The organism is Shewanella oneidensis MR-1, assembly GCF_000146165.2.
Classification (GTDB): domain Bacteria; phylum Pseudomonadota; class Gammaproteobacteria; order Enterobacterales; family Shewanellaceae; genus Shewanella; species Shewanella oneidensis.
This window is the reverse complement of sequence record NC_004347.2, coordinates 1,471,829-1,495,716: the sequence shown is the minus strand read 5'-3', so window position 1 is coordinate 1,495,716 and position 23,888 is coordinate 1,471,829. Positions and strand designations below refer to the sequence as shown.

17 protein-coding genes are annotated in these 23,888 nt (G+C 43.1%); 4 read left to right on the top strand and 13 right to left on the bottom strand.

Annotation, left to right across the window (positions count from 1 at the left end; genetic code table 11):
• Positions 1-126: 126 nt before the first annotated feature.
• The 10 genes from SO_RS06655 to SO_RS06610 all read right to left on the bottom strand — a co-directional run bounded on the left by SO_RS06655 (position 127) and on the right by SO_RS06610 (position 14,225).
• Entirely contained in the window at positions 127-594 is a 468-nt protein-coding gene (locus tag SO_RS06655; protein ID WP_011071634.1) for a hypothetical protein, read from the bottom strand.
• Between the two features lie 10 nt (positions 595-604).
• Positions 605-1,270, bottom strand: coding sequence for a TorD/DmsD family molecular chaperone (locus SO_RS06650; protein ID WP_011071633.1), 666 nt, complete (start codon positions 1,268-1,270; stop codon positions 605-607).
• A 57-nt stretch (positions 1,271-1,327) separates the two neighbouring features.
• Positions 1,328-2,002, bottom strand: a complete 675-nt coding sequence (locus SO_RS06645) for a DMSO/selenate family reductase complex B subunit (RefSeq protein ID WP_011071632.1) — start codon at positions 2,000-2,002, stop codon at positions 1,328-1,330.
• Positions 2,003-2,015: 13 nt separating this feature from the next.
• Positions 2,016-4,526, bottom strand: coding sequence for a DMSO/selenate family reductase complex A subunit (locus SO_RS06640; RefSeq protein WP_011071631.1), 2,511 nt, complete (start codon positions 4,524-4,526; stop codon positions 2,016-2,018).
• 19 nt (positions 4,527-4,545) lie between these two features.
• On the bottom strand, positions 4,546-6,534 hold the full coding sequence (locus tag SO_RS06635) for an MtrB/PioB family decaheme-associated outer membrane protein (protein ID WP_011071630.1): 1,989 nt from the start codon (positions 6,532-6,534) through the stop codon (positions 4,546-4,548).
• Positions 6,535-6,548: 14 nt separating this feature from the next.
• On the bottom strand, positions 6,549-7,505 hold the full coding sequence (locus SO_RS06630) for a DmsE family decaheme c-type cytochrome (RefSeq protein WP_011071629.1): 957 nt from the start codon (positions 7,503-7,505) through the stop codon (positions 6,549-6,551).
• A gap of 529 nt (positions 7,506-8,034) precedes the next feature.
• A complete protein-coding gene (locus SO_RS06625) occupies positions 8,035-8,367 on the bottom strand; it encodes a hypothetical protein (protein ID WP_164925651.1) in 333 nt (110 codons plus the stop codon).
• A gap of 651 nt (positions 8,368-9,018) precedes the next feature.
• The gene (locus SO_RS06620) at positions 9,019-10,761 is read right to left on the bottom strand and encodes a toxin-antitoxin system YwqK family antitoxin (RefSeq protein WP_011071628.1); all 1,743 of its coding nucleotides are present in this window, start codon (positions 10,759-10,761) and stop codon (positions 9,019-9,021) included.
• Positions 10,762-10,771: 10 nt separating this feature from the next.
• Complete coding sequence (locus tag SO_RS06615; protein ID WP_011071627.1) at positions 10,772-13,009, bottom strand: hypothetical protein; 2,238 nt, start codon at positions 13,007-13,009, stop codon at positions 10,772-10,774.
• 262 nt (positions 13,010-13,271) lie between these two features.
• A complete protein-coding gene (locus SO_RS06610; RefSeq protein WP_011071626.1) occupies positions 13,272-14,225 on the bottom strand; it encodes a LysR substrate-binding domain-containing protein in 954 nt (317 codons plus the stop codon).
• Positions 14,226-14,345: 120 nt separating this feature from the next.
• On the opposite strand from SO_RS06610, the gene SO_RS06605 reads away from it, so the two are divergent.
• A complete protein-coding gene (locus SO_RS06605; protein WP_164925650.1) occupies positions 14,346-16,112 on the top strand; it encodes a flavocytochrome c in 1,767 nt (588 codons plus the stop codon).
• Between the two features lie 125 nt (positions 16,113-16,237).
• Here the strand turns inward: SO_RS06605 and SO_RS06600 are convergent, their stop codons facing one another.
• Positions 16,238-17,275, bottom strand: coding sequence for a porin (locus SO_RS06600; RefSeq protein ID WP_011071624.1), 1,038 nt, complete (start codon positions 17,273-17,275; stop codon positions 16,238-16,240).
• Positions 17,276-17,292: 17 nt separating this feature from the next.
• Complete coding sequence (locus SO_RS06595) at positions 17,293-18,645, bottom strand: FMN-binding protein (protein WP_011071623.1); 1,353 nt, start codon at positions 18,643-18,645, stop codon at positions 17,293-17,295.
• A gap of 186 nt (positions 18,646-18,831) precedes the next feature.
• Between SO_RS06595 and SO_RS06590 the strand changes: the two genes are divergently transcribed.
• The 3 genes from SO_RS06590 to SO_RS06580 all read left to right on the top strand — a co-directional run bounded on the left by SO_RS06590 (position 18,832) and on the right by SO_RS06580 (position 22,511).
• Entirely contained in the window at positions 18,832-19,959 is a 1,128-nt protein-coding gene (locus SO_RS06590) for an FAD:protein FMN transferase (protein ID WP_011071622.1), read from the top strand.
• Between the two features lie 172 nt (positions 19,960-20,131).
• Positions 20,132-21,937, top strand: coding sequence for a sensor histidine kinase (locus SO_RS06585; RefSeq protein WP_011071621.1), 1,806 nt, complete (start codon positions 20,132-20,134; stop codon positions 21,935-21,937).
• The gene (locus SO_RS06580) at positions 21,912-22,511 is read left to right on the top strand and encodes a response regulator transcription factor (RefSeq protein WP_011071620.1); all 600 of its coding nucleotides are present in this window, start codon (positions 21,912-21,914) and stop codon (positions 22,509-22,511) included. Before SO_RS06585 ends, SO_RS06580 begins: the two co-directional genes overlap by 26 nt.
• A gap of 371 nt (positions 22,512-22,882) precedes the next feature.
• Here SO_RS06580 and SO_RS06575 read toward each other — a convergent pair whose 3' ends face one another.
• Complete coding sequence (locus SO_RS06575) at positions 22,883-23,665, bottom strand: TetR/AcrR family transcriptional regulator (RefSeq protein ID WP_011071619.1); 783 nt, start codon at positions 23,663-23,665, stop codon at positions 22,883-22,885.
• Positions 23,666-23,888: the final 223 nt, after the last annotated feature.

Below are 23,888 nucleotides of genomic sequence, written 5' to 3'. Positions count from 1 at the left end.
GACACTGAACCAATTAGTCAAACTATCCATTTTAAATCAAAAACATAATGCACTTTCGGTTTACCAACAACTTTTACTTACTTAAATAGCCTGAACGAGTGTATATAAAAATACACTCGAATTTATTTATCCACCCATGTTTCGGGTATTTGTACGCAATTGTAGACGATGCATAATCAGCTGTTTAGACAAACGCTCAATCATTGAACAAATTGATTCAGAAACACTATCAACCTCTTGAGTATTCATATATTTTTTCCGCCATACTTCAGCTAAGGCAAAAATAAGTTGTTCAGATTGACTTAGAGATTGATGTGATAACTCTCTGATAAATAAAACTCTACAGCACTCAAAAAAGCAATGCAGCACAATATTATCAGGCAGTTTCTGCTCGTTCATTGCTTTATCGAGTACTAACCATTCTGGCTGACCTTCAATAAAAATAACCGCAGACATAATATTGGTGACTGACGCTAATGACGTACCGCCACAACATAAATCTTGAATATTTTCACAAGCAGCCAAACTCAATTGAAGTCGATAGGCAAGCTGTGCTTTTAACCATTGATGACTCACTGCTGTCACAAACGTCATGAGCTAACCTTTAGCGATAGAGTTTTACAGGTTGAGGTATCACATCAAACTTTGTACCTAAATGTGCAAAATACACTTGAGCAAGCATAGATATACCACGATAAAAATCCGTTTTTGCATGAAGTTCAGCTAACGCTAAACAGCGGCCCACCCAAGGTAAAATATGTTGTTGCAACAATAGCGTGCAGACTCTCACCTTGTGTGTATCATTGGGATTTAACGCTAATTCATCAAATAAGTATTGCAACACTAATAAAATCAGACCTAAATGGTCTACGGGTTCATTTCGTGTCAGAGACAACTCGATACCATGGGTGTTATAAAAGCTAATCAGGTTTTGAGTCGACGCTTCATTAAGTAACTGCCCCTCACTGGTATATACAGACCCCCAAAGTGCAGCTTTAGGATCGCCGGGGCCAAAAAACAGTTGCCCATAGTCTAATTGGAGCTCGATTAATTGCGATTCATCGTCCTGCCATTGAGTCAAATAGCTACTTAGCAAAGCTTTTCCTGACTGTTCACCTGTCGAGAGTTCAAGCTCTGGCCACTGGCTTGCTAACTCATCTCGCTTAAATTGCGTCAGTAAAGGCATATTAGGGTACGAGTAAAGGATGTTATGCAGCACTTTGGCGATTGCACCCCAGGTTTGGTAATCACTCGTATTGATTGTTAACATAGTGTTCCTTTTACAAACGAAGAAAAATGGGGGGGCTAAGCCCCCCACATTTCACTATTACACTTCTGCAGGGTTTAATAATTGCCCACTACCACCAACTGGTTGACCATTTCGATTGGCCTTGATAATCAAGTTTGGCGAAGTAATCGATGGCGATGGTAAGGGAGCAATATGACCATCCCCCTCTCCATATTTCGCTCGTAAATTATCCATAGTGTCAAAGTCAAGTGCCCGTAAAGGACAAGAATCAACGCAAATAGGCTTTTTACCTTCAGCAAGTCTATCGCTGCAACCATCACACTTGGTCATCACCTTACGCTCGATATCCAGCTGTGGTGCATCATATGGGCAAGCCCTCGCACAACTTTCACAACCAATACATAGTTCAGTGGCAACTTGGACTAAGCCATCTTCGCGGCGCTTATGCATTGCACCTGTTGGGCAGGCTTTAACACACACAGGCTGGCTGCAATGGTTACAACCAATAGACATGTAGTAGGCAAAGACATTTTGCTCAAAACTACCATCGACATTTTGCGACCAATTGCCGCCGCCATATTCATAAACACGGCGCCAAATAATACCGGGCAAATTAGCGACACCATTATTCATCACATCGTCTTTTGCACGAACCAAGCCAGTCATGCGGTCCTTACAGGCAATATGACAAGTTTTACAGCCAGTACATTTGCTGCTATCGAAATAGAAACCATATTGTGTTTGTTGAGTCATTTTCATCTACCCCTTATGCCTTGACGATCTGCACACGATTGGTGTGTTGTGGGTTTCCCTTCGCAAAAGGGCTTGGCTGGTAACGAGTTAACGTATTAATACAGCCACCAACATCAATTGGGTGCCCGCTCCTTCCAATCCGGGCGATATCAGGTTGATACCAAGCGCCCTGACCTAAAGCCACAACACCAGGGGCAACCCTTGGGGTAATGCGTACAGGTAATTCAACAGTGCCACGATCGTTCCACATCTGTACTTTATCGCCACCTCTTAAACCACGACCTAAAGCATCGGCTGGGTTCATCCATACTGCATCTTCTGCGGCTTCGCGCAGCCATGGCACGTTATGATAACTTGAGTGTGTACGCCCCTTGGTGTGATAACCCATTAATTGCAGAGGATAATCATCCTTAGTATCTTCATCGTCGTAGCCTTCCCATGTGGGTTGATACATAGGTATTGCAGTGATGTAGTCGCCTTTAACATTAGGATTAAAGATCCAGTCTTTACCCTTTTGCGCCATCGACAGCGAGTAGATCTCTACCTTACCGGATGGTGTGCTCACCGCTTTACCGCCATTGATATAGCTATCGAGTGCAAGTACCGGCGTCTTACTAAACGCACGGAACACACCAATCTTTTGCGCTTCAGCGTAACTGTTAGGGAAGGCAGGTTGTGCATCCGTATTCGCGCTATTTGTACGGGTCTTTTGATATAGCTCTTCTAACCAAGCCGCTTCATCTTTACCTTCTGTGTACTCAGCTTCTTTACCCATTTTGGCGGCAATTAAGCGTCCCATTTCAAACATTGAAATGCTTTCCCACATAGGCTTAACGGCAGCTTTCATGGCAACTAAGTAACCCATGATCCCTGATGCATAGCTATCATTGACTAAGTCATTCGACTCTAACCAAGTTGTATCTGGCAGTAAGATGTCCGCATAACGTGCGCTAGCTGTCATCCAGCAATCACACACGACAATAAGCTCACATTTGGTGTCATCTTCGAGGATTTTAGCGGTACCGTTACAGTCTGAATGTTGGTTAATTAATGCGTTACTGTTAATCGCAAATACCGCTTTAATATCTGCGCCAAGCGGAGTATCTAAATCAGCTGTACCACGGATCCCATCTTTACGCGCGGTCATTTCATGGCCACGCTCAATCGCTTCAGCCCAAGTAAAGAAAGAAATTGATTCTTTAACAGGATTACTACCACCGCTCATACCTGCACGGTTTAAACTGCCTTGATAAGGCAATGCGCCGTTACTTACGCCTGGCTGCCCTACTTTGCCGGTTAGGAACGAAAGCATATAGCAAGCACGCATGGCTTGTTCACCATTAGCATGACGGTTTACACCCGCACCGGTAACAATAAACGGTGCTTTAGCATTCATAATCTTGCTAGCGACAGATTTAATATTTGCTTCCGATATGCCGCAGATTTTAGCTGCCCAGGCGGGGGTTCTTGGGCCATTATCGGCAAACTTACCTTCACCAAGAATGTAGTTGCGATAGTTGTCTTCAACATCAATATAAGGCAAATATTGAGTCTTTTTAGGATCGCCACTTGCGGTAAATTCAGCAACAAGCTTTTCAAGAGAGGCCTTGTCAAATCCAACGCAGTACTTGTCTAAAAATGCCTTGGAATGAGTATCGACCCATCCAGAACTAATCATTTCATAGGCAATCGCTTCTGCAAATGCCGCATCGGTTCCAGGTCTAATCGGTAACCACTGGCTTTCTTTACCCGCCATTGAGTCTGTATAGCGCGGGTCCACCATAATCACTTCAAGGTTAGCATTCGCCTCCAGCGCCTTTAAGAAATCATATCCTTCACCCGACCCACTTTGACGCATTTCACTTGGGTTGTAACCAATACCGAGGAACAGGTCACTATCGTATAAGGCCGTTAAAGAAGAACCCGATGTACTAGCAAACCCAGTTGCTGCGGCCGCTTCATTTTGTTGTGCCCAAGAATAATTGCCATAAATCTTCAGGAATCCACCATTCAGATTGAGCACACGATCAAAACACGCCGAGCTAGCAAATCCATAATAAGCCCCTGTTCCATAGTGTTTCAAAATCGACTTGTTACCGTAACTACTTGCAATACGTTGAATTTCACTTGCAATCGTTGAAGCAGCCTCATCCCATGATATTGGCACAAACTTCGCTTCCCCACGCTTACCGACACGCTTCATAGGTGTGCGTAAACGATCGGGAGCATAAGTACGGCTACGCAGCGAACGCCCACGGGCACACGCTCGGATCTGGTGGTTGCCATACTCATCATTGGTTTCATGATCCGTTTCAATACGGGTAATGATGCCATCACGACTAAATACTTTGATGGGGCAATTCGAACCACAGTTAACCAAGCAAGATGACCAAGTTTGTACTTCATCGCCTACAGGCGGCTTAGGTGGCACCACATTCACATCACTAGAACCTGAGTTACAGCCAGTGACCGTTGCTGCGCAGCCCATGGCTGCACTCATTTTTAGAAAACTTCTGCGTTCCATTGTCTTTACCTCTTATCAATCAAGGCAGCAGGTAGCTGAAGGTAAACATCAGCAAGTGCGCGTTGTAGTTATGGTTTAAGTCGCCTAGGGTGATTAACCCAGGAATGCTATTGACTGCGGATTGGCTATAGTCGGTGTCGTAATAACGCTCGTACTGATAACTTAACTTGAGCCCCATACGCTCACTCAAGGCGTAGCGCCCATAGAGCTCGACACTGTGGTTATAGGAGTAGTAATCACCGTATGGCTGGACCTCGTTATAGGAGATTAAGCTATCACTTGCGGAGTTGGAGAATAAATAGTTCCCTCCCAGAGTCAGCCTGTCATCCAATAAACCGCTATAGGTAAACCCTGCACCTAAATTGATGAACTCATCAGCAATATCGCTATACCAGTCTGGTGAGGAAAATGATTGGCTACCCGCGATAGCGGAGTCTATCCATTGTTGACTTGCTGAGGCATAGAGGTGCAATTGCTCAGAGAGTTGCATCCCCAGTTGCAGGTCATAACCATAATCGGTTGATTCGGTGAGGCCTATAATGGTTTTAGCGTAATCATCCTTGGCATAATATCCATTCAAATCAAGAGTCAACCACGAAAGCGGTACATAATTCGCCTTTAGCTCAACCGCCTGACGTTCACGGTCTGCGAGATAAAACTTACGTAATAGCGGATTTTCTTCAATCGAGGTATTTTCAACAGCGTTGTAGACAGAGCCGCTGCGGTTCTCGTAGCGCCCACCAAAATCAATCACAGTATTTGGCAAGGCTCTGATATTCAGCTTGGCCCAAAATGCGTCATCATGGGTTTGTTCTCGCTCAAGGTAACTGCGTTCTACCTCTTTACGGTCATAACCGCCCATAAGGCGATATTGACTGTTGAAACGGTAACTACTGTGGAGTTTGTATGTCAGTCTTTCGATGTCCATGGGGACATTTTGCTTAAACGCACCGCTGACATTATCAAACTCTAATTGCGCAAACTCCCATACCGAACTTTTATTATCGCGTTCGCTATAGTCAACCTGACCGTTAACACGCCATCGCGGGCTTAGCATATTGCTAAAGCCAAGCCGCGCATCTAAGGTATCAACCTGAGCATCCCAGCTCTGTAACGGATTACCACTGACTTGGATTAAATCGCCATCTTGTAGCATCCGTCCAGCGGCAACACGGCCATTGACGGTGCCACGCCCAAGCATGTATTGGCCAGATAACGAGACTTGATGGGCATCATTATCAGGCGTAGCAGCATAAACATCGGGCAAGTAAGGTAAGCTTAAGTTATCAATATTATTTCGGTAAAAACTGCCATGGTAAGCCAGCTCGCTTAACCAATTTTCGCCCGAAATATTCAGGCCAGCATTGAGATTTTCAGTGTTAGCATCAACAGGCAGTGCAAAGTTAACTGGACGAGGTGTTACTAAACTACTGCGGCGATTACCCGTTTTTTGTTCGTGGTCGTAGTTAATAAACGCCTGCATGACGCCATATTGCGCAGCTAATCCCAAGCCCACCTTTTCGCGTTCCAGCTGTAAATCGACATCTCGAGTCGCAGTGTCTGGCAAAAGCACGCCATTGTTGTGCCACAACTGCGTTTGCGCTCGGCTGTCGTATCGAGTCAATAATTGATAATCAAGGTTTAGCGCATACTGTCCAGACCGACCCGCATCAAGGTGGGCATAGCTATTCTCTAGTCCCAATTGATATGCTTGAACATTAGCTTCATAACCCGCATTGCGATAACGAACGTCCGCATCCATAGCCGCGCGCATCCCATCGCTGGCATCACCAAACGCATTCCCCGCATGAATATCATCATTCTCGGCCCAGCCTGCACTTAACTGCAGCTCACCTTGGTAGCGCTTCTCTCCTATGCAGCTTTTACACTGATAAGCATCCAACTTTAGCCCTTGCAGATTAGCTTTGTGCACAGAAAAGTCTGCAGCACTCACGCCACTGGTTGCAGCAAGTAATCCCAAGGTAATGATATTTAGTTTAAAAGACATGGCAGACTCCTTAATCAACGGGCAAAATTGCTGCCGCTAGGGTGGTTGGAGCCATGGATTTGGCTATGACAATTAAGACACCCCATACCAGCACCAAACGCGTCAGCACCCGGCGGAGTGACTACCCGACTGGCATGTCCATCATCGGCATGACATTGTTGACAAAGCTGAGGGACTCGCTGCTTGACGAGGGCGTCATTCACGCTACCGTGGGGATTGTGGCAAGTGGAGCAGTTTTCGGTCACAGGGGCATGTTCCCACAGGAAAGGACCGCGTTTTTCCGCATGACAGCTATAGCAAGTGTCATTGACCGAGGTCTTTTTTAAGGCGCTCTCGTTAAATGAACCGTGGGGGTTATGACAATCGATGCAGGTCATGTCATTCCACTTTAATGGATGAGATGAACGCTTATTCATATCGGATTTCTGCCGAGTATGACAAGAAGTACACACTTGGCTCACCTGCTGCTTTTGTAGAACCGGATCTTTAGCTGCATGGACTTTATGGCAATCAGCACAGGCAATTTCTTCCATGTTATGTAAGCTGCTATGCCAGCCACTTTGCTCAGTTTTTTGATGGCAACCTAAACAAACGGTATTTTGGCTCGGTGCTGACAATGGACTGTCAGAACCAAAGCTAATCATTGGCTCCTTACCTCCTTTATTATGCTGTCCAAGCGGCCCATGACATGCCTCACATTGCAATCCAGCCATTGGAGATTTGCTATTATTGATATCGCCATGTACTCCATCAAAAATAGCCATAACGGTGTTATTTTTACGATGGCACATTAAACAACTATCAGCACCTTTAGTAGAGTATTTTCCTTCAGCAAACTTATCTGTGAGTATTTTTTCTATTTGTTCTCCCGTTTCGTGAGTTGATGGAATTTCTTGAGCTTTAACAGATGGAGATAATATAAGGAACAGGCTCGCCCCCATTATCAGAGTTTTAATTTTACGCCATCTCATATTTAATGCCTTATGGTTAACATGACTTAGCAATGAAAAATCCACAACCATAATAACCATAAAACAATAAAGGTTAACGAATGTTAATAATTAATAACCAACAAATCTATTTACACCCCAAAAACATCAGAAACATGCTTTAAATCACGAAATCAAATAAAAGAAAATCATTCTCAAAAACACCATAAGGAATTGAATTATCGATAATAATAAAACAAGAAAAAAAGATTGGTTAATAAAATGTTTTTGAATTGTATCACAGAAAAAAGATATTAGTTGCCGCTAATTTTAAGCGGCTCACAATTCAATCATGCCAATTTATTAATTAAATGAAATGTAATTAAGAAAAACGAAGTAAACTTGAGGGGGGATTACCTCAGAAAATTCTGATTTAATACACTTTAATTTAATGTAGCTTGACAAAAATTTCCGCGCTTCAGAAGCTCAGGCTCTGAGTAAACATAAAAGCGTCAAACGATTATAAATAGTTTCAACATAGGTCTCCTCATGTAACTGTGATTTTATCCTATTATTCACTGCATTTGATGATAATACTCTCCCCGCCGCCCTCATATAAATTCCTGGTGCTATCGATGATTTCCATATTTTTTTTACAATATTGAGGAATATTCGCATGTAAGCGAATCAATTTTTTGAGTCTTACTAAACTAGGTTGCCGGTCGCCTGTTTCAGTGAAATCTACAGCGGAAAACATATAATACCGCCCCTCACCATAGTCACTTTTTAATGTAATCAACCACTTTTTGAACGGGTGGCTACTGTTTAATTCAGAAAAACCATTTTCAATGCTAGTGCAACTGAGTAGCATTAGAGCAAATCCCCATCCCCAGCTCCTATTCATAATAATTCCTTTTCGAAAAGTGATAGATATAAGGAGTGCTGGCACTCATTGCGCTACCAGTGACTACTGCACTTGGGCCGACCAAATTCCACACTCGGGATATCTGGTAACATTAGGCGCAGTAAGGTATCCATGATATCCGCCTACACTCCGCTACAGCCAAATGAATAAATGGTATTACCGTTGTGCTTAGTCTAAAACTTAGAAATAACTTAAACAATAGAATGTGTTAGCGAAGAATGGTTAGGGCGTGTTGACGTTTCGAGATTAAATTTTGTTCGTTCTGGCAAGTTCGTGCTCGCGAAACGAGGAATGATGTGTCGTTATTCTACTCAAATGACGAGCGGCTCTTATGACAGAAAGTAAGAGCAAGGGCTTGCCAGACGAACCCTTCGGGCAGCATTTGGCTGGCTTTTCTGCCGCGTTATCGTCCGTTTATGTAGAATAACTACACTGCACGGACTTTGCCTTGCATAAAAGCCAGCCAAATTGCTGCAAAAATAACCCTGAAACGTCAACACGCCCTAGTAAATCAAGCAAATTAAGCTGTGGCGATGTAAAACATTCAACTGAATTGCTCTGGTGTATTAGCTCAGACTTGAGCTAATACACCCTGTTCAATCAAAAACCACCCAAGGTAGGTTTCATAGGTTATTGACCGACATCGACACCATGTTGATAACGGTATTCGGATGAGGCTTCACCATTGAAGTAGTAAATCAATTTACCGTGCAATTGGTTATCAACATACTCCTCGCTTCGCAACAGACTGCCATCTTCATTAAAGCTGTAGCTTTTACCTTGCAATTGGCCTTTATTGTCATATTGCATCTGGCCTAATAAATGGCCGTTCGCGGAAAAAGCTTGCCATTGACCGACTTCGTGCCCAGCCCGATACTGTCCATGCCATAGCTTCACCTGATTGTAGCTACTTTCATCAACCAACCATTTGCCTTCACGTTGACCATTAATATACTGGCCTTGGGCCTGCAGTTGCTTATCAAAGTCACGCTGTAAATACGCACCATGTAACTTATCGTTTTTATAAAACGCTTGCAGCATCACCGTACCATCGGCAGCGATTTCAATCTGTTCGCCATTAAGCTGGCCTTGTTGGTTAAACTGCTCATTACGGGTCATATCAGCGTTTTTGGTCACCCACTTGCCAACTTTTGCACCGAAGTGATATTGCCCAGTGACAAACCCGCCGTCTACGGCATTATCTTCGCGATATGCTCCGTGCATTTTACCTTTGCTGTAGTTTATCCGTCTGATATAGCCATTCCAGCCATCACCGATATACAAACCTTGGTATTGCCCCTTGAGTTGTTCTTCGCGTCCAATTAATTCACCGCTTGCAGTAAAACGCTGAAGTAAGCTCCAATCCTTCACCGTATCACGCTGATATTGATAGATTAAATTCCCTGATGTATCGAAGCGCTGTTCATTGGTAATCCGACCTTTGGCAAGATATTGCGTGTCGGTTTGGGTCACAACAATCCGACTTTGGGCGAGGTATTGCGTGTCAGTTTGGGTCGCAACGTTACTGGCATTATCATAGGTAAAATGTTGTATTTCACGACCATCCTTATCGTACTGTTGTTGCTCTGCTAACAGTCCTTGTTTATCAAAACGCTGCTGGTTTCCCACCTGCTTATCATGCTGATAGTGTTTAATTTCTCGTAGCACATCTGCGGCCTGATAAACCAACACTTCACCGTGTAATTTCCCCTTAATGTAAAACTCTTTAGTGAATAACCAACCTTCCTTTGTCCAATACAGTCGCTCACCTTCTCTTTTTCCCGCCACCATATTCACGGTTTGCTCCGGCTGACCATTGTTATGGAAGCTTTCATATAGCCCTTCCATACCGTTAGCGCCATAGGTTACGCGTGTTTGCAACTGGCCATTGTCAAAATAACTTTGCGCTAATCCTGACTCTGTACCATTCACGTGATGCTGATGATCGCGCAATTGGCCATTGGTATAGTAACTTTTCTGCTCACCATGCAACTGGCCATTAAGATAGTGGTACTCACCCGAGAGTGTTCCATCTTCCCAGTAATGCAAATGTGTCCCCTGATAGCTCCCGTTAGCATCACTCTGCCCTTTACGAGACAGTTGGCCGTCAGGGTAGAAAAACTCGAAATCACCAACGATATAACTCTCCGCTAAATTGGGTCCATTGACGCTGCCCTTAAAGACCGGTTTATCCGTCTCCACATAAAATAACTGTACTGGCCAAACGCCATTTTGCTCTGTTGCCGCTTGTTTCTGGTAGTAGATAGCCTCGCCCGGCACATCGCTAAGCCGCCATTGTTCGTCGAGTAAGATCCGCTCAGCTGACAGATTAAACGATAGAAGTAGCGCAGATAATAGTAATAAGACTCTCATATTCTACCCCTTAAGGTAACGCAGGGAAGGTGCTAACCCACTGCTTATTAACAGGTTCGCCACTTATCGTCAGATACTCAATTGCTGCAGCGCGTCCCGCCAGCATGAACCAACGCTGCTCACGTAATACTTGCTGCAACGGACGCTGATAAAAGTCGCTGCTATCAACTTGCATAGCAGGAGCTAACGGTAAATTCTGCGCATTTAAAAAACGATACTGCCGCATAAAGTCAGCCACGGTTTGATTGGTATCGAGATTTGGCAACTGCGTAATATCAATCAACCAACCTTGTTCTGGTTGATAGGCAAGTGCTTGCCATTGGGGCGTGCCCGAGCAAGCCAAGGTACTGCTCACTTGGATATCGTAAAAGTTGCGGCGGATGCCATCAGCACTCGTCAGTTGATACAGCATTAATTTATCCAGCCCACCACCCAAACTGCTGTTAGAACTTATATGAGTCCATTGCAGTGTGTGCCCGTTTACCTTAGGTGCATCCACAACACTTAGCCTACAAACCGCAGCCTGCTCGGCTGTTAACAACAGACTAACGCCGTATTTGGCCACCATTTGTGGTTCCAGTAATGCGGGGTCAACGGGTATCTCAGGTTGTGCTTGGTCATCATGGCTCGCATACATATCATCACTGTAAAGTGTTTGCTGATATACAGGGGGATATGCAGCGTTTTGCGCGTAATCGTTTATCGGAATAAAGCGAACATTTTTAGTGAGTTCACTGCTATCCGCGGCAGTATTAACATAAATGGTGAGCATCGGCGGCTCAGCAGGAAAGTTAAACAGCGTGGTGGATTCATAGTTCACTGATGAGACTAGCGCCAACATATTCTGCTCTGCTGATGTTAACCAATCAGGTCCGTTAGCCAACGCGAATTGGTACTTCACCATTGCGCCTTCAGCGCCATCAAATCGCCCTGCCAACCAAAATTTATTGGTCGCATCCCGCGATTTTAGCAAATAACTCAATGGTTTATCAGGGATTGGACTAAGTTCAAGCTGCAAATCTTTATACTGTAAAGTCACCGTTTTGGTTGGATCGGGTTTTAACTCCAATTTAACCAGTTTCGCCCCTTGATAATGGGCCTTGGCACGAAACTCAACAACCTGGGCTAAAAGTTCAGCTGGCGCATTCCAACCAATAAGCAGGTTTTGCTCAACGGAGCGATAAAAACCATCCTTTTCAGCGTAACTGTAACTCCCTACCTTGTTCAGTTTTATCGGTAAAACACTACCATCGGCACTGTGGGCTGTGATATCGGTTAGCCGAAACTCACCTTCTGGCTTATAACCCGAAAAATCATGTTGATAGCTAATATTTAATAGATCATCTTGTTGCTCAAAGTAACCCGTATCAAAGTGAAAAACATCATCTTGAGTTAAGGGTTTATTAACATCATCCAGCACTACTTCTGGCGTTTTTTGATACTCAAGCGCGGGGAAATCATAATCCAAACCCACACGTTGCGTCAGATCACCTAACCGCCGCTGTTGCGGCACCATAAGCACATTACTGCGCATTGTCCCTTTATAGCCATAGCGCTCAAACGGCGCCTCTGCCACTAAGACCATCTGCTCTAACCAGCCACGTTCACGTTCTAACAGCAGTTGGCCGTAAATTTTGGTTTGCTCACCAACACTTTCAATTTGGGTTAACACATGGGAATCAGTTACCTGCAACACGGTAAGCTTGGCATTGGTATGGCCTTGATAGGCAGGAAGCGTAACGACTGCCCCGACTTTAGCGGGTATGGTGTTAATAAAGGCTGATGAGCTAAATAGCTTTTTAAGTTCCTGCTCAACCTCAATGCCGCGTTTTGCTAATTGCGCTTGCCATAGTGGCTTGTTTAGCGCGCTAAATTCTTTAACGCTGCCATCGTCAACATTTAACGTAAATTCAAATCCCTGTGAGAAAATAGCGTGCATTTCGGGATTCTGCTCAGCCCGTTCGCCACTGCTTACATTACTCCCTTGGCTATCACGCATTTTCAAATAATCGACGTACACTTCAAACTGGCTGTTTTTGCCCGTTTCGATAACCTTATAACGCAGCAATTGATGGGATGCTGCATTCACCGTTTCGGTACGTCCACCATTATCAACGGTGATCTTGGTGTTGCTATATACCTGATACGCGCGTTCCTCACCTTTTTGGGGATTAAACTCAACATCAGCATCCCCAAAAGAGCAGGCCGATAGTAAAAAACAGGTCACTACGCTAACCAAATACTTCATGGTTATTCCTTGTATCTAAATAATTAAACGCTGATTATGCCCGTTCATGAGCCATAAACAAAATTATTAGGTTATTTTTACCTTAATAAGGGGATGAAGTTGAATGTGCTAATAGGCGCGAATACAACACAATTGAGAGAGCTAACTCAACTTTATTTTTATGCAATTACTGAACGCAGCGATGTCGCTAAATTTAAATTTCCCATGCTTTTTATGCTGTTTAGCAAAATACGGCTGAACAGTTATTCTTGTAATAAAAATGTTAAACAGCATGCTCAAGCCATGCATTTTGCTTAGCTTGAGCATTTACAATGTGTTGATGCGGAGTTGATTTCGCGAATTCCAATATCGTTTGGTAAAGTTTAAAGGTTGCTTCGTCCTGCATATGCTCATAGGTACTGACCAGATGATATGCAGGAGATTTATGTTTTGGCATATAAATGTCAAAAGGTTGAATTAACCTGCCATTACTCAACTCCTTTGACACAAGAATTCGATTCACATAGGCAATGCCAGCGCCTTGAATAGCCGCTTCAATTGCTTGAATCGAGTTTTGAAAAATGAGCTTACTCTGGGTCGATTTTCGCTCTAGACCGAAATATTGCATAACAATATCCCACTGAACCAAGCGATTATTCGTAAATATAAGCGTGTGGTTGTCGATAATCTCTTGAGTAAAATCCGTAAACTCTGAAATAAAATAATTAGGATGGCATACTGGAATCATTTCCTCATGAAATAGAAAAACAGAGTAAAGATTATCCCACGAGTCATAACCATAACGTATTGCTAGATCTAAATCACACTTAGAAAATTCAAGATAATCTAATGTATCAATAAATTCCACACTACGATTGAGATCTTTTAGTTTGTCATCAACCAATCTGGGCAGTAACCAATTTTTTAATAATGAGGGTGGAATTGCTATTTTAATTTTTGGTTTGCTGCCTTCGATACCGAGATCAACAGTAGCCTCCTCCATGTTTTGCAAAATAATGGATATCCTTGAGTAATACCTTAAACCACAATAAGTTAGCGTTACACGTCGACTACCTCTTTCAAAAACCTTTTTCCCAATAAAATCTTCTAATGTGCTTATCTGGTGGCTAATTGCGCCTGGCGTAACATTCAGTTCCATTGCGGCAAGTTTAAAACTTTGCAATCTAGCTGCGGCCTCAAAATAAATAATAGATTTTATCGGCGGTATAACTCTCATGCTTTCCATCCTGTTAAGTGAATTTTTCTCTTCTGACGAATCAATTTTTTTGCTTTGTCAATTTTTAAGCGTGCAGCAATGATGAATATGAATTAAAACACTAGAGAGGTAAGAGTAATGTTGAATACCAAATTATTACCGTTAGCCATGTCGGCTTTTTTTATATCAACATTTAGTTATGGACAATCTTTATCAGAATTCCATATTGATAAGGGTAACAACTGCCAAACGTGTCACACAAAACCTATAAAAGTTGATGATGCAGAAAACCATGAAAATAAGTCCTGTGAAAGTTGCCATGGAACTATGGGCGAATTAGCTGCCAAATCAAAATCTAAACTATCACCACATCATAGTCATCTTATTGATGTGTCTTGTACCAGTTGTCATTCCGGTCATAAACAGCCGGTATTTGTTTGCCAAACTTGCCATGATTCTTTTAAAAATGAGTTTAAAATCCCCTTTTCTAACGATAAACCCGTACTGGATAACTATCAGTTTCCAGAAGTCACCCAAGAAATGATTGAAACAGCCCTTGCGAAGGCTCCACTTGAACAACATCAAGTGATTGTCATTGGTGCGGGAGCAGCAGGACATGCGGCAGCCATTTCAGCGAGGCAACATGGCGTTGCAGATGTCGTCATTCTTGAAAAACAACCTTACATTGGTGGCAATAGCATGTTAGCTGCTGGCGGTATGTCAGCCGCAGAAACCGTCACACAAGCCCTTAAGCATTACCCTGACAGTAAGGCGCTGTGGTATGAAGATACAATGAAAGGTGGGCATAACATAAACAACCCTGATCTCGTTAAAATCTTGACAGAAAACGGCAGTGCTGGTGTTGATTGGCTGCAAGCAATGGGAGCAGATTTAACGTCGGCATCAAGTGCTGGGGGACATAATGCTGAGCGTTTACATAGACCAACGGGTGGTGCGAAATCAGGTCCAGAAATTGTTAACACCCTAAAAGAAACCGCCCAAAAACTCGGTGTTGAAACCCGCACCAACAGTAAAGTCATCCAGCTAGTGCAAAATAAACAAGGAGTTATTACTGGTGTCCTTGTTCAAGGCAAGCACTCAAAATTACATATACTCGGTGCTAAAGCGGTCATTATCGCTTCTGGCGGCTTTGCACGAAATAACGAATTAGTGGCTAAATATCGCCCAGACTTAAAAGGTGTAGATGCCACTAATAATCCAGGCAACGTCGGCGATGCGCTCACTTTCGCTCCCAAAGTCGGTGCAGATATTGTTGACGTCAAAGAAATTCAAGCCTTCCCAACGGCGGCGGCAGGTAAAATGGTTATCTCAGGCACTGCACGGGGAGCTGGCGCTATTATGCTGAATAATGATGGAGAACGCTTCTGCGATGAGATGGGACCAAGGGATAAAGTCTCTGAATGTATCTGGGCGCAAAAAGGTAAAGATGCGTGGTTAGTGTTTGATGAAACCGTCTTAGATAGGCTTGGTCAACTGCGAGGAATGTTAGATTTAGGTATTATCTTCAAAGGCAATTCAGCTGATGAAATGGCTAAAGCGACGAAGATGAATGCTCAAAAATTTGACCAAGCGATAAAACGTTATAACGATTTTAAAGTGAAAGGCAAAGATGCAGATTTTGCTCGTAAGAATATGGCCGATGATCTTCAATATCCTATTTATGCGGTCAAAATTAAACCCGCGGTTCACCATACTATGGGCGGCTTAAAAATTAACACTAAAACAGAAGTCATTGACCAGAATGGGTTACCAATAAAAGGTCTTTTTGCAGCCGGAGAAGTCACTGGAGGGGTGCATGGTGCAAATAGATTGGCGGGCAATGCAATAGCTGACACTATCGTATTTGGGCGAATTGCTGGAGAACAAGTAGCTAATTCTATTAAATAACTAATTCTATCAAGTCACGCCACCTTATCGATCTCGAAGGTTAGATTAGTTTGCATTAATCTTAAGCATTGTCACCTTGCTAAGTACAGTAAATGACTTAACAAGGTGACAACTAGAAAGCTGTTTTAGAAGTCGTAACGCATACCAAGGCTGACAATAGTATCGTCAAAATCATCATACTGCTTCACATCAAACTGACCGATTTCAGTATGTAGGCGTGTTGATTTACTCAATTTATATTCAGCACCAATCGCCCATTGGGAGATTTCTGGAACCTCATCAATCAAGGTATTTTTACTGGCATAAATACGGTTAGCGATTAATCCGGTACCGGAATTATCAAATCCATATTGGGCATTTAACGATAATTGACCTAATTGATATTTGGCACTAACGATAACACCATCACCTTCGCGTTGTTGCCAATCGGTTTTATCCGTATTCACCAATTGTGAATGTTGCAACATAGTCGCAAACTGCCACTTATCCCACTTATATTGGATGACACCACGGTAAGCTTCAATGTCTTCAACACCATCACTGTAGGCAACCGCGGCATATACATCACTGGTTTTAAAGAACTTATCACCATAGGTAACCGCTAATTGGTAATTGCCATTATCACGGCGGTTATCATTATTACTATAATGATTGTCCTCCAATAAATAGCTCACACCTAATTGCAATTTATTCCAATGGGCGGATTTGTATTCAAAGGAATCACCCCAGCGCTTGTCTCCGGCAAATAAACGGTCATGTTTTAAGGAGTAATTGTCCATTGCATCAGACATCCCCTTAGCCATTTTAAATACCGGATCAATCCGTCCAACGGCTAAGGCGCCATAAGTGCTGTGCTTAACACCAATAAATGTTGGGCGTGCTGAGAATGGTTTATCGCCACTATCTTGACTCTCACCATTTACGCCAACTTCAATCTGGTAAAATAATGAGGTGCTATCAGTTAATTGGCTCGAGCCTTTAATACCAAACCGCGAAAAGTTATTCTCTAATATGGTACCGCTTTTATTTTTATGCGTCGCACTGCCACTATCGGAATGAGTTACCGAATAATCGATACGACCATAAAATTTATGTTCATCCGCCACGGCCTGTGTAGCACACAGCGCCAAGGTGAGCAGCGAAATAGCAAATGATTTATTCATAATGTTAGATATCCATATTACTGAGCAGGTAAGGCATGTTCATTAATCACACCATCGGCGCGCATTTGTTTGTACAAAATACCAGCGAGTCGCAGATAGTTATCCCAAGCATCTGAACGCTTAGTAAACCCAGTTTGTGCGTAACTACCGGTATCTCCAGCTGCGGGTAAATCGTTAATATTAAACAGCGAACCACCTTCTTTAAGATGCAAAGATAAGGCATCGATCATCACGTTAAATCCAATACGCGCGGGCTCAACATAATTAATCGAGTCATATTTGGATTGGCGATAAAATGCTTTCAAGGATGCATCTTGGATATCTTTCTTCTCGTCAGCAAAAATCTCATCGTAATGGGCATGGGTAATTTTGTGGCTATTTTTATCAACCACTAACCGCAGCATGGCAGTAACCCCTGTCCAACGGCCTTTTTCATCAAGTAATTTTTCAGCTTGCTGATAAAAAAGCGCATCACTCGCCCCTGCTTGAATCCGATTATGGATCTTAGCAGTCAAAGGGATCATGGATTGTTGGATACTATTTGAGGCGCCAGCAACAATATCAATACCCTGATATTTAAGACGATTAGGCTCAGTTAGCTGGTTACCTAATTTTGGATCATAGTTAGGATTTAACTCAAAGGTGAGTTGGTCTTTTTCCATCATTAACTTTTCCATGGTTAATGCGGATTGTACCCACGCAGTGCCTTTCTTTTTGCCCATGGAGAAATTGTATTCAGACATACGCTTAGGCACATTTTGGTAGAGGCGAGTGTAATAATTCGGACGCCCACTTTCATTAAACTCGGCCAGGATCACATCCTGAAGGTTGTTTGAATCCACTACCACTAACATGCTACCCATATGCCCTTGGCGAAAACGGGCCTCTTCAAAGTAGTAATCACCTTTCACTAAGCCTAAACGCGGTTGGATAGACCATTTCAGTTTAAAATCATCATCCCCTGTTTGACTACGAGCCCCAACACTTTGATACTCAGGCTTGGTGCCATCTATACGGGGTAAATCATTGATGGCTTTTAAAATACCATTAGATGAATAAGTCGCGCCTGAGATAGCATCAATACCCTCATGGCCATTGTGGCTCACAATTTCGGGCAATAAACGCTCAGCATTAAGGTATAGTGACTCGGTTTCTTTATGTGACAGGGTTTTTACCTGGGTGATATTGCCCTGCTCAACCTTAACCTCAAGGGTGATATCGCTCTTCTTGCCCTTACCACTGACATGATGGACACCATCAACATATTTACCCTGTGGCGCAGTATTGGCACAACCCGCTAAGGCAAACGTTGCCAATGCAACTGCACTAACCAACAAACTTTTTTTGAAATGTAATTCAGTTTTCATCATATAACGCTCTTCAACTAATGAACTTGCCGCCAGCATAGACCTCGTAAATAATTCGACAATTGCGGAAAACCGCAATAAGCCAACCTCAATTCAAAATCTATGAGTTAGCTAACACTTTGCCGATTGATTACTGTCATCTACGGGAATTCATGTTACTAATTTAATCGTCATCAAGATGGAGGTTGTATGAAGTACTTATTGTCTTTTGCTGTATTAATTTATGTTTTTATTATGTCCACAACGGCAAATGCGACTTTCTCGCCATTTGACTGCAATACCAATGCAACGTTTAATTATGAGCAAGGCAAAGGCAGTATAAATACGCTAAAATATTTTGGCACATCCATTACCATTGATATTTATGAGGCGGATAAAGACAAAGCCTATTTAGCATTATGCCATGCCCTTAATGTGGTACAGGAATATCACTATTTAGCATCAAACTTTAGCACTTACCCTGGTTACACTAATATTCAGACCATCAATAACAATCCTGAAAAGTTACATCATATCGATGCGAAATTGACCGAAATATTAACAACCAGCATTGAATGGCATGGCATTACCCAAGGCCGATTTAACATTGCCCTAGCCCCCGTTTTAGAGGTTTGGCGAAGCTATCGTAAACGCTGCCAACAGGGTGGTGCATGCGAACTGCCCAGCGATACCGAATTAGCCAATGCGGCAAAACACATTGATATAAAACAGATAACACTCGATGCGAACAATAATACCATTCAAATGAAGGCCGGAATGAAGTTGGATTTAGGCGGTATTGCCAAAGGTTGGATGGTTGAAAAAGTGTATGACCAATTAAAAGCCGATAATATTAATGCATTCATGATTAATGCCGGTGGAAATATCCGCCACTTTGGTACACACCCTGATGGTCGCCAATTTATTACGGCTATCGAAAATCCATTAATCCGTAAATATCAATTAGAACATAAAGATTTTAACGAGATTAACAACGGTGATATTTACCATGAAATCATTCAAGGTGAAGATATTACCATTGTATCAAGTGGTAATTATCTCAATTATTACGCAGTGAATGGTCAAGAGTATCATCATATTATTGACCCAACGACACTTTACCCGAAAAAACAAGGTATCTCAGTATCCGTCATTATGAAGAATAAACCCATTCTCGCTGATGTGATTTCAACCAGTTTATTTTTATTGCCGATGCCCGAAGCGCAAGATTTAATAAAGCGTATCGGCGATATTGAAGCGGTATGGTTTCTGGATGAACAAGGACATAAAATCGCCACGCCACAATTTGAACAATATCGCGCTAAGCTCAATCCTTAGGCTAATGTGTGAAGCGGCTCAATATATCAGCAATCACTAATGGGCATACTATGGCTAATATTCTTGGCCATAATCTCTGCATTACGCAGCATGTTGTTAACCTAATCAATTGCAACACTTGCTTCTGGCAGCGTTAGTCACTTGATGAAATCGTCCCTGTCAGGATAGAACCATGTCTCAATTCTTCACTCGATTAATGTTTATCCTGGCCCTTTTTATCGACTTCAACTTGCCAGTCATTGCCGCCGATAGCCATGCAAATGATCCGGTGCGGATTGGTATCATGGCATTTAATGAGCCTGATGAAGTCATGGCCAATTGGCAGCCTACCGCTGATTGGCTGAGTCAACAACTACATCGTCCAGTACAACTCATGCCATTAACGCCATCTCAATTAGATGAAGCATTAGTTAAGCAAAGTATCGACTTTTTAATTGGCAATGCCCTTACCACGGTCGCCTTTAAAAGAAACTATGGCACCAGTCACTTACTCACCCTTGTCCATAACCGAGTTCGTTCACCAGAACAGAGCATAGGTTCAGCCATCGTCGCACGAATTGACAGCAACCTAAGCCAATGGGACCAACTTAAAGATGAAAAGTTAGTATCAAGCGACCCACAAGCCTTTGGTGGATTTCAAATTTTTGCAGCGACGATGGCAACCAAAGGCATCAATGCCTACCGCGATATCCCCAAGCTGCGCTTTATTGGTTTTCCACAGCAAAAACTGTTGCAAATGGTGCTATCGGGTGAAGCTGATATTGCGGTATTACCTAGCTGCGTTTTAGAAAACGCATTAGATAAAGGGCTGGTTCCAGCCAATAAATTAAAAGTCGTGCTTAAACAACCGCATCCAGATTTTGCCTGCGAAGTATCGACTCAATTATACCCCGGCTACGCCTTAACAAAATTAGGCCATACGGATCATAAACTCGCGACGCAAGTGGTCGCAAGCCTGTTGCAAATTACCCCAGACACTCCAGCGGCTCAGCAAGGAAGATATCAATATTGGTCAGCTCCTGTGGACGATAGCCCGGTATTTGAGTTGTTAAAACAATTAGAGCAATGGCCATTTGTCACCAACTGGCAGCGATTACTGCACAATGCCTTACCTTGGGGCACAAGCCTGATCTTTGTCTTACTGCTAGGCTATATTCATCACTTAAGGGTTAAGCGCTTAGTAGTCAAACGCACCCAAGCTTTATCCGATGAAATAACCCATCATCAGCACACCCAAAAAATCCTACTTGAGCAACAACAACAGTTTTATCGCGCCCAGCGGGTGCTACTGACGGGCGAAATGGCCTCCGGCATTGCCCACGAGCTTAAACAACCCTTGGCCGGTATTCGCTATCTCACCCAAGGCTGTTTATATCGGCTAGATAATACCCAAGCCGAGCTTGCTACCGCGCTTAATAAGGTCATCAGCCAAGTCGATAGAGCCCAAACCACCATCCATCGGCTGCGCACCTTTTGCCAACAAACCAGTGACTACCAATCCTGCGATTTACGCACAGTGATAGAAGAAACCTTGACCTTGATGCAACCTGAATTTCAGCGGCTCAAACTCAGCCCTAAGGTCAACTTACAAGCCTTACCGGTATTTGCCGACGCCAGTTTGATGCAGCAAGTGCTGGTGAATTTATTACGCAATGCACTCGATGCCATGGAAAGCATCCCCCAAAAATCACTGTTTATCGACACGGGGATTACAGGTGAAAACGTCTATATTCACATCACCGATGCGGGCTGCGGCCTTAGCGATAGCGCGTTAAAGCGATTATTCTTTCCCTTTGAAACCTCTAAACCTCAGGGACTTGGCTTAGGCATGGTGATCTGCAAACGTATTATTGAAGAACACAAAGGCAAAATTGAAGCCCACCACGCCAATCCAGGATTAACGATTAAAGTCACCCTGCCAGTCAATTCGCAGCCAGGCTTAGGAGAGCAAAATGACACCGCTTTACCTCGTGGATGATGATCAAGATGTACTGGATTCCCTCAGCTGGATGCTTGAAGGGATGGGGCTTAACTGCAAAGGCTTTAACGCTGCGGATGCATTTTTAAAGAGTGTTGATATCAAGCAACCCGCCGTACTACTGCTGGACATCAAAATGCCAGGCATGGATGGCGTTGCACTGTTAAACCATTTAAATCAAGCACAAAGTGCAATTAGCGTCATCATGCTCACTGGCCACGGCACCATTGCAATGGCCGTAGACTGTATCCAACAGGGCGCACTTAATTTTCTTGAAAAACCCGTTGATGGCGAGAAGCTATTTCAGCTTTTGACCCAAGCCCAACAACATACTGAGCAAAAATGGCACCAACAAAATTTGCAATTAGACATAGCCAATCGGCTTGCCACCCTCAGCCAGCGTGAAACACAAGTCATGGAAGGCATACTGGCGGGTAAAATGAACAAAGTCATTGCGGCGGAGCTAGATATCGCGCAGCGAACCATTGAGTTACACAGGCAAAAAGTCATGCAAAAAATGCACGTGAGTAACGCCGCCGAACTCGCTTGGTTGCTCGCCAATCATAAACAGTAAAATTAAGCTTATGATTTAATGAGCCTAATGTTTAGGGTGTGTTGACGTTTCAGGGTTATTTTTGCAGCAATTTGGCTGGCTTTTATGCAAGGCAAAGTCCGTGCAGTGTCGTTATTCTACATAAACGGACGATAACGCGGCAGAAAAGCCAGCCAAATGCCGCCCGAAGGGTTCGTCTGGCAAGCCCTTGCTCTTACTTTCTGTCATAAGAGCAGCTCGTCATTTGAGTAGAATAACTACACATCATTCCTCGTTTCGCGAGCGCGTGCTTGCCAGAACGAACAAAATCTAATCTCGAAACGTCAACACGCCCTAGTTACAGTGAGACCAAGCTCACTGCGGGTGAAATGAAACCTGAATGGCAGGACGCCCTAACCACACTGACGAGTACAGGGAGATGATGTCTTAGTGTCGGTATTTGACAGCGCACTACAAGCCGCGCAGGTCATATGGTCACGATAATGTTGGTCAAAAAACTTAATAGTTCTCGCCTCTAACGAATCAAACAGCGCAAGAGTTAAAGGCTTTTTCCACTCGTATCGCTCCATCAGGTTTGCTAAATGTCGATAACAGGTTTCACGGCGATCAGACAAAAACTCTGGGGCAATCAATTGACTTTCAAATTGTGTCAAAGACCCTGTTAAATAAAACGTTATCCCTTGGACCAATTCTTTAATTTGTAATGGTGTTGCCACTAATTCGCCGTTTTCAACAGCTAAATGCAGTGAGTCTGTAAACCAACTCCAAAAAGCATTAATGCGTTTTTTAAACCGCTCCACTTTTTCGTCACTGGCCAGTTTCCACACCATGGTATTGACCGACACCGAACGCAGCGTAAAAAAGCTACTACTGCGCTTAATGGTTTCAAAGGTAAATAAAATGGGTAACAGCACCTTCTCTTGCGCAGTTAACTCTGGATTTTTATGGATAAATATCGGTAAGTGATTTGAGGTTGCGCTTCTTAAAAATAAACAAACCAACACATCTTCTTTACGTTCAAAAAATTTATATAAAGTACCCGTAGAGCATCCCACCTCATGCGCAAGCTGAGAAAACTTAAAAGATACAACACCTTGTGACTCAATGAGCTTTTCAGCCGCATCCAATATTTGATTACAACGTAAAATGGACAGGGAGTCCGAAGGACATTTCATTTATTCATTCCAGCATACCGAAAAGTACATTATGGGTTGCTCACAAATACGAGGCATAGCCAATAAACAGTTAATCGGGATAAAGGTCACACCTAAAAGTCTTAAATTTCAACCTTTGTGAGTTACTTCAAATACACATTTTATCAACAGGAGGTTGTCATAAATTAAATTGTGTTCATTTAGTCATGTATCGCCCCCAATTATCAAAGAAAAAATATTCAAG

Excerpts from the sequence above, each read along its gene's own strand:
- SO_RS06655 (WP_011071634.1), bottom strand. The coding sequence starts at position 594 with ATGACGTTTGTGACAGCAGTGAGTCATCAATGGTTAAAAGCACAGCTT.
- SO_RS06650 (WP_011071633.1), bottom strand. The coding sequence starts at position 1,270 with ATGTTAACAATCAATACGAGTGATTACCAAACCTGGGGTGCAATCGCC.
- SO_RS06645 (WP_011071632.1), bottom strand. The coding sequence starts at position 2,002 with ATGACTCAACAAACACAATATGGTTTCTATTTCGATAGCAGCAAATGT.
- SO_RS06640 (WP_011071631.1), bottom strand. The coding sequence starts at position 4,526 with ATGGAACGCAGAAGTTTTCTAAAAATGAGTGCAGCCATGGGCTGCGCA.
- SO_RS06635 (WP_011071630.1), bottom strand. The coding sequence starts at position 6,534 with ATGTCTTTTAAACTAAATATCATTACCTTGGGATTACTTGCTGCAACC.
- SO_RS06630 (WP_011071629.1), bottom strand. The coding sequence starts at position 7,505 with ATGAGATGGCGTAAAATTAAAACTCTGATAATGGGGGCGAGCCTGTTC.
- SO_RS06625 (WP_164925651.1), bottom strand. The coding sequence starts at position 8,367 with ATGAATAGGAGCTGGGGATGGGGATTTGCTCTAATGCTACTCAGTTGC.
- SO_RS06620 (WP_011071628.1), bottom strand. The coding sequence starts at position 10,761 with ATGAGAGTCTTATTACTATTATCTGCGCTACTTCTATCGTTTAATCTG.
- SO_RS06615 (WP_011071627.1), bottom strand. The coding sequence starts at position 13,009 with ATGAAGTATTTGGTTAGCGTAGTGACCTGTTTTTTACTATCGGCCTGC.
- SO_RS06610 (WP_011071626.1), bottom strand. The coding sequence starts at position 14,225 with ATGAGAGTTATACCGCCGATAAAATCTATTATTTATTTTGAGGCCGCA.
- SO_RS06600 (WP_011071624.1), bottom strand. The coding sequence starts at position 17,275 with ATGAATAAATCATTTGCTATTTCGCTGCTCACCTTGGCGCTGTGTGCT.
- SO_RS06595 (WP_011071623.1), bottom strand. The coding sequence starts at position 18,645 with ATGATGAAAACTGAATTACATTTCAAAAAAAGTTTGTTGGTTAGTGCA.
- SO_RS06590 (WP_011071622.1), top strand. The coding sequence starts at position 18,832 with ATGAAGTACTTATTGTCTTTTGCTGTATTAATTTATGTTTTTATTATG.
- SO_RS06585 (WP_011071621.1), top strand. The coding sequence starts at position 20,132 with ATGTCTCAATTCTTCACTCGATTAATGTTTATCCTGGCCCTTTTTATC.
- SO_RS06580 (WP_011071620.1), top strand. The coding sequence starts at position 21,912 with ATGACACCGCTTTACCTCGTGGATGATGATCAAGATGTACTGGATTCC.
- SO_RS06575 (WP_011071619.1), bottom strand. The coding sequence starts at position 23,665 with ATGAAATGTCCTTCGGACTCCCTGTCCATTTTACGTTGTAATCAAATA.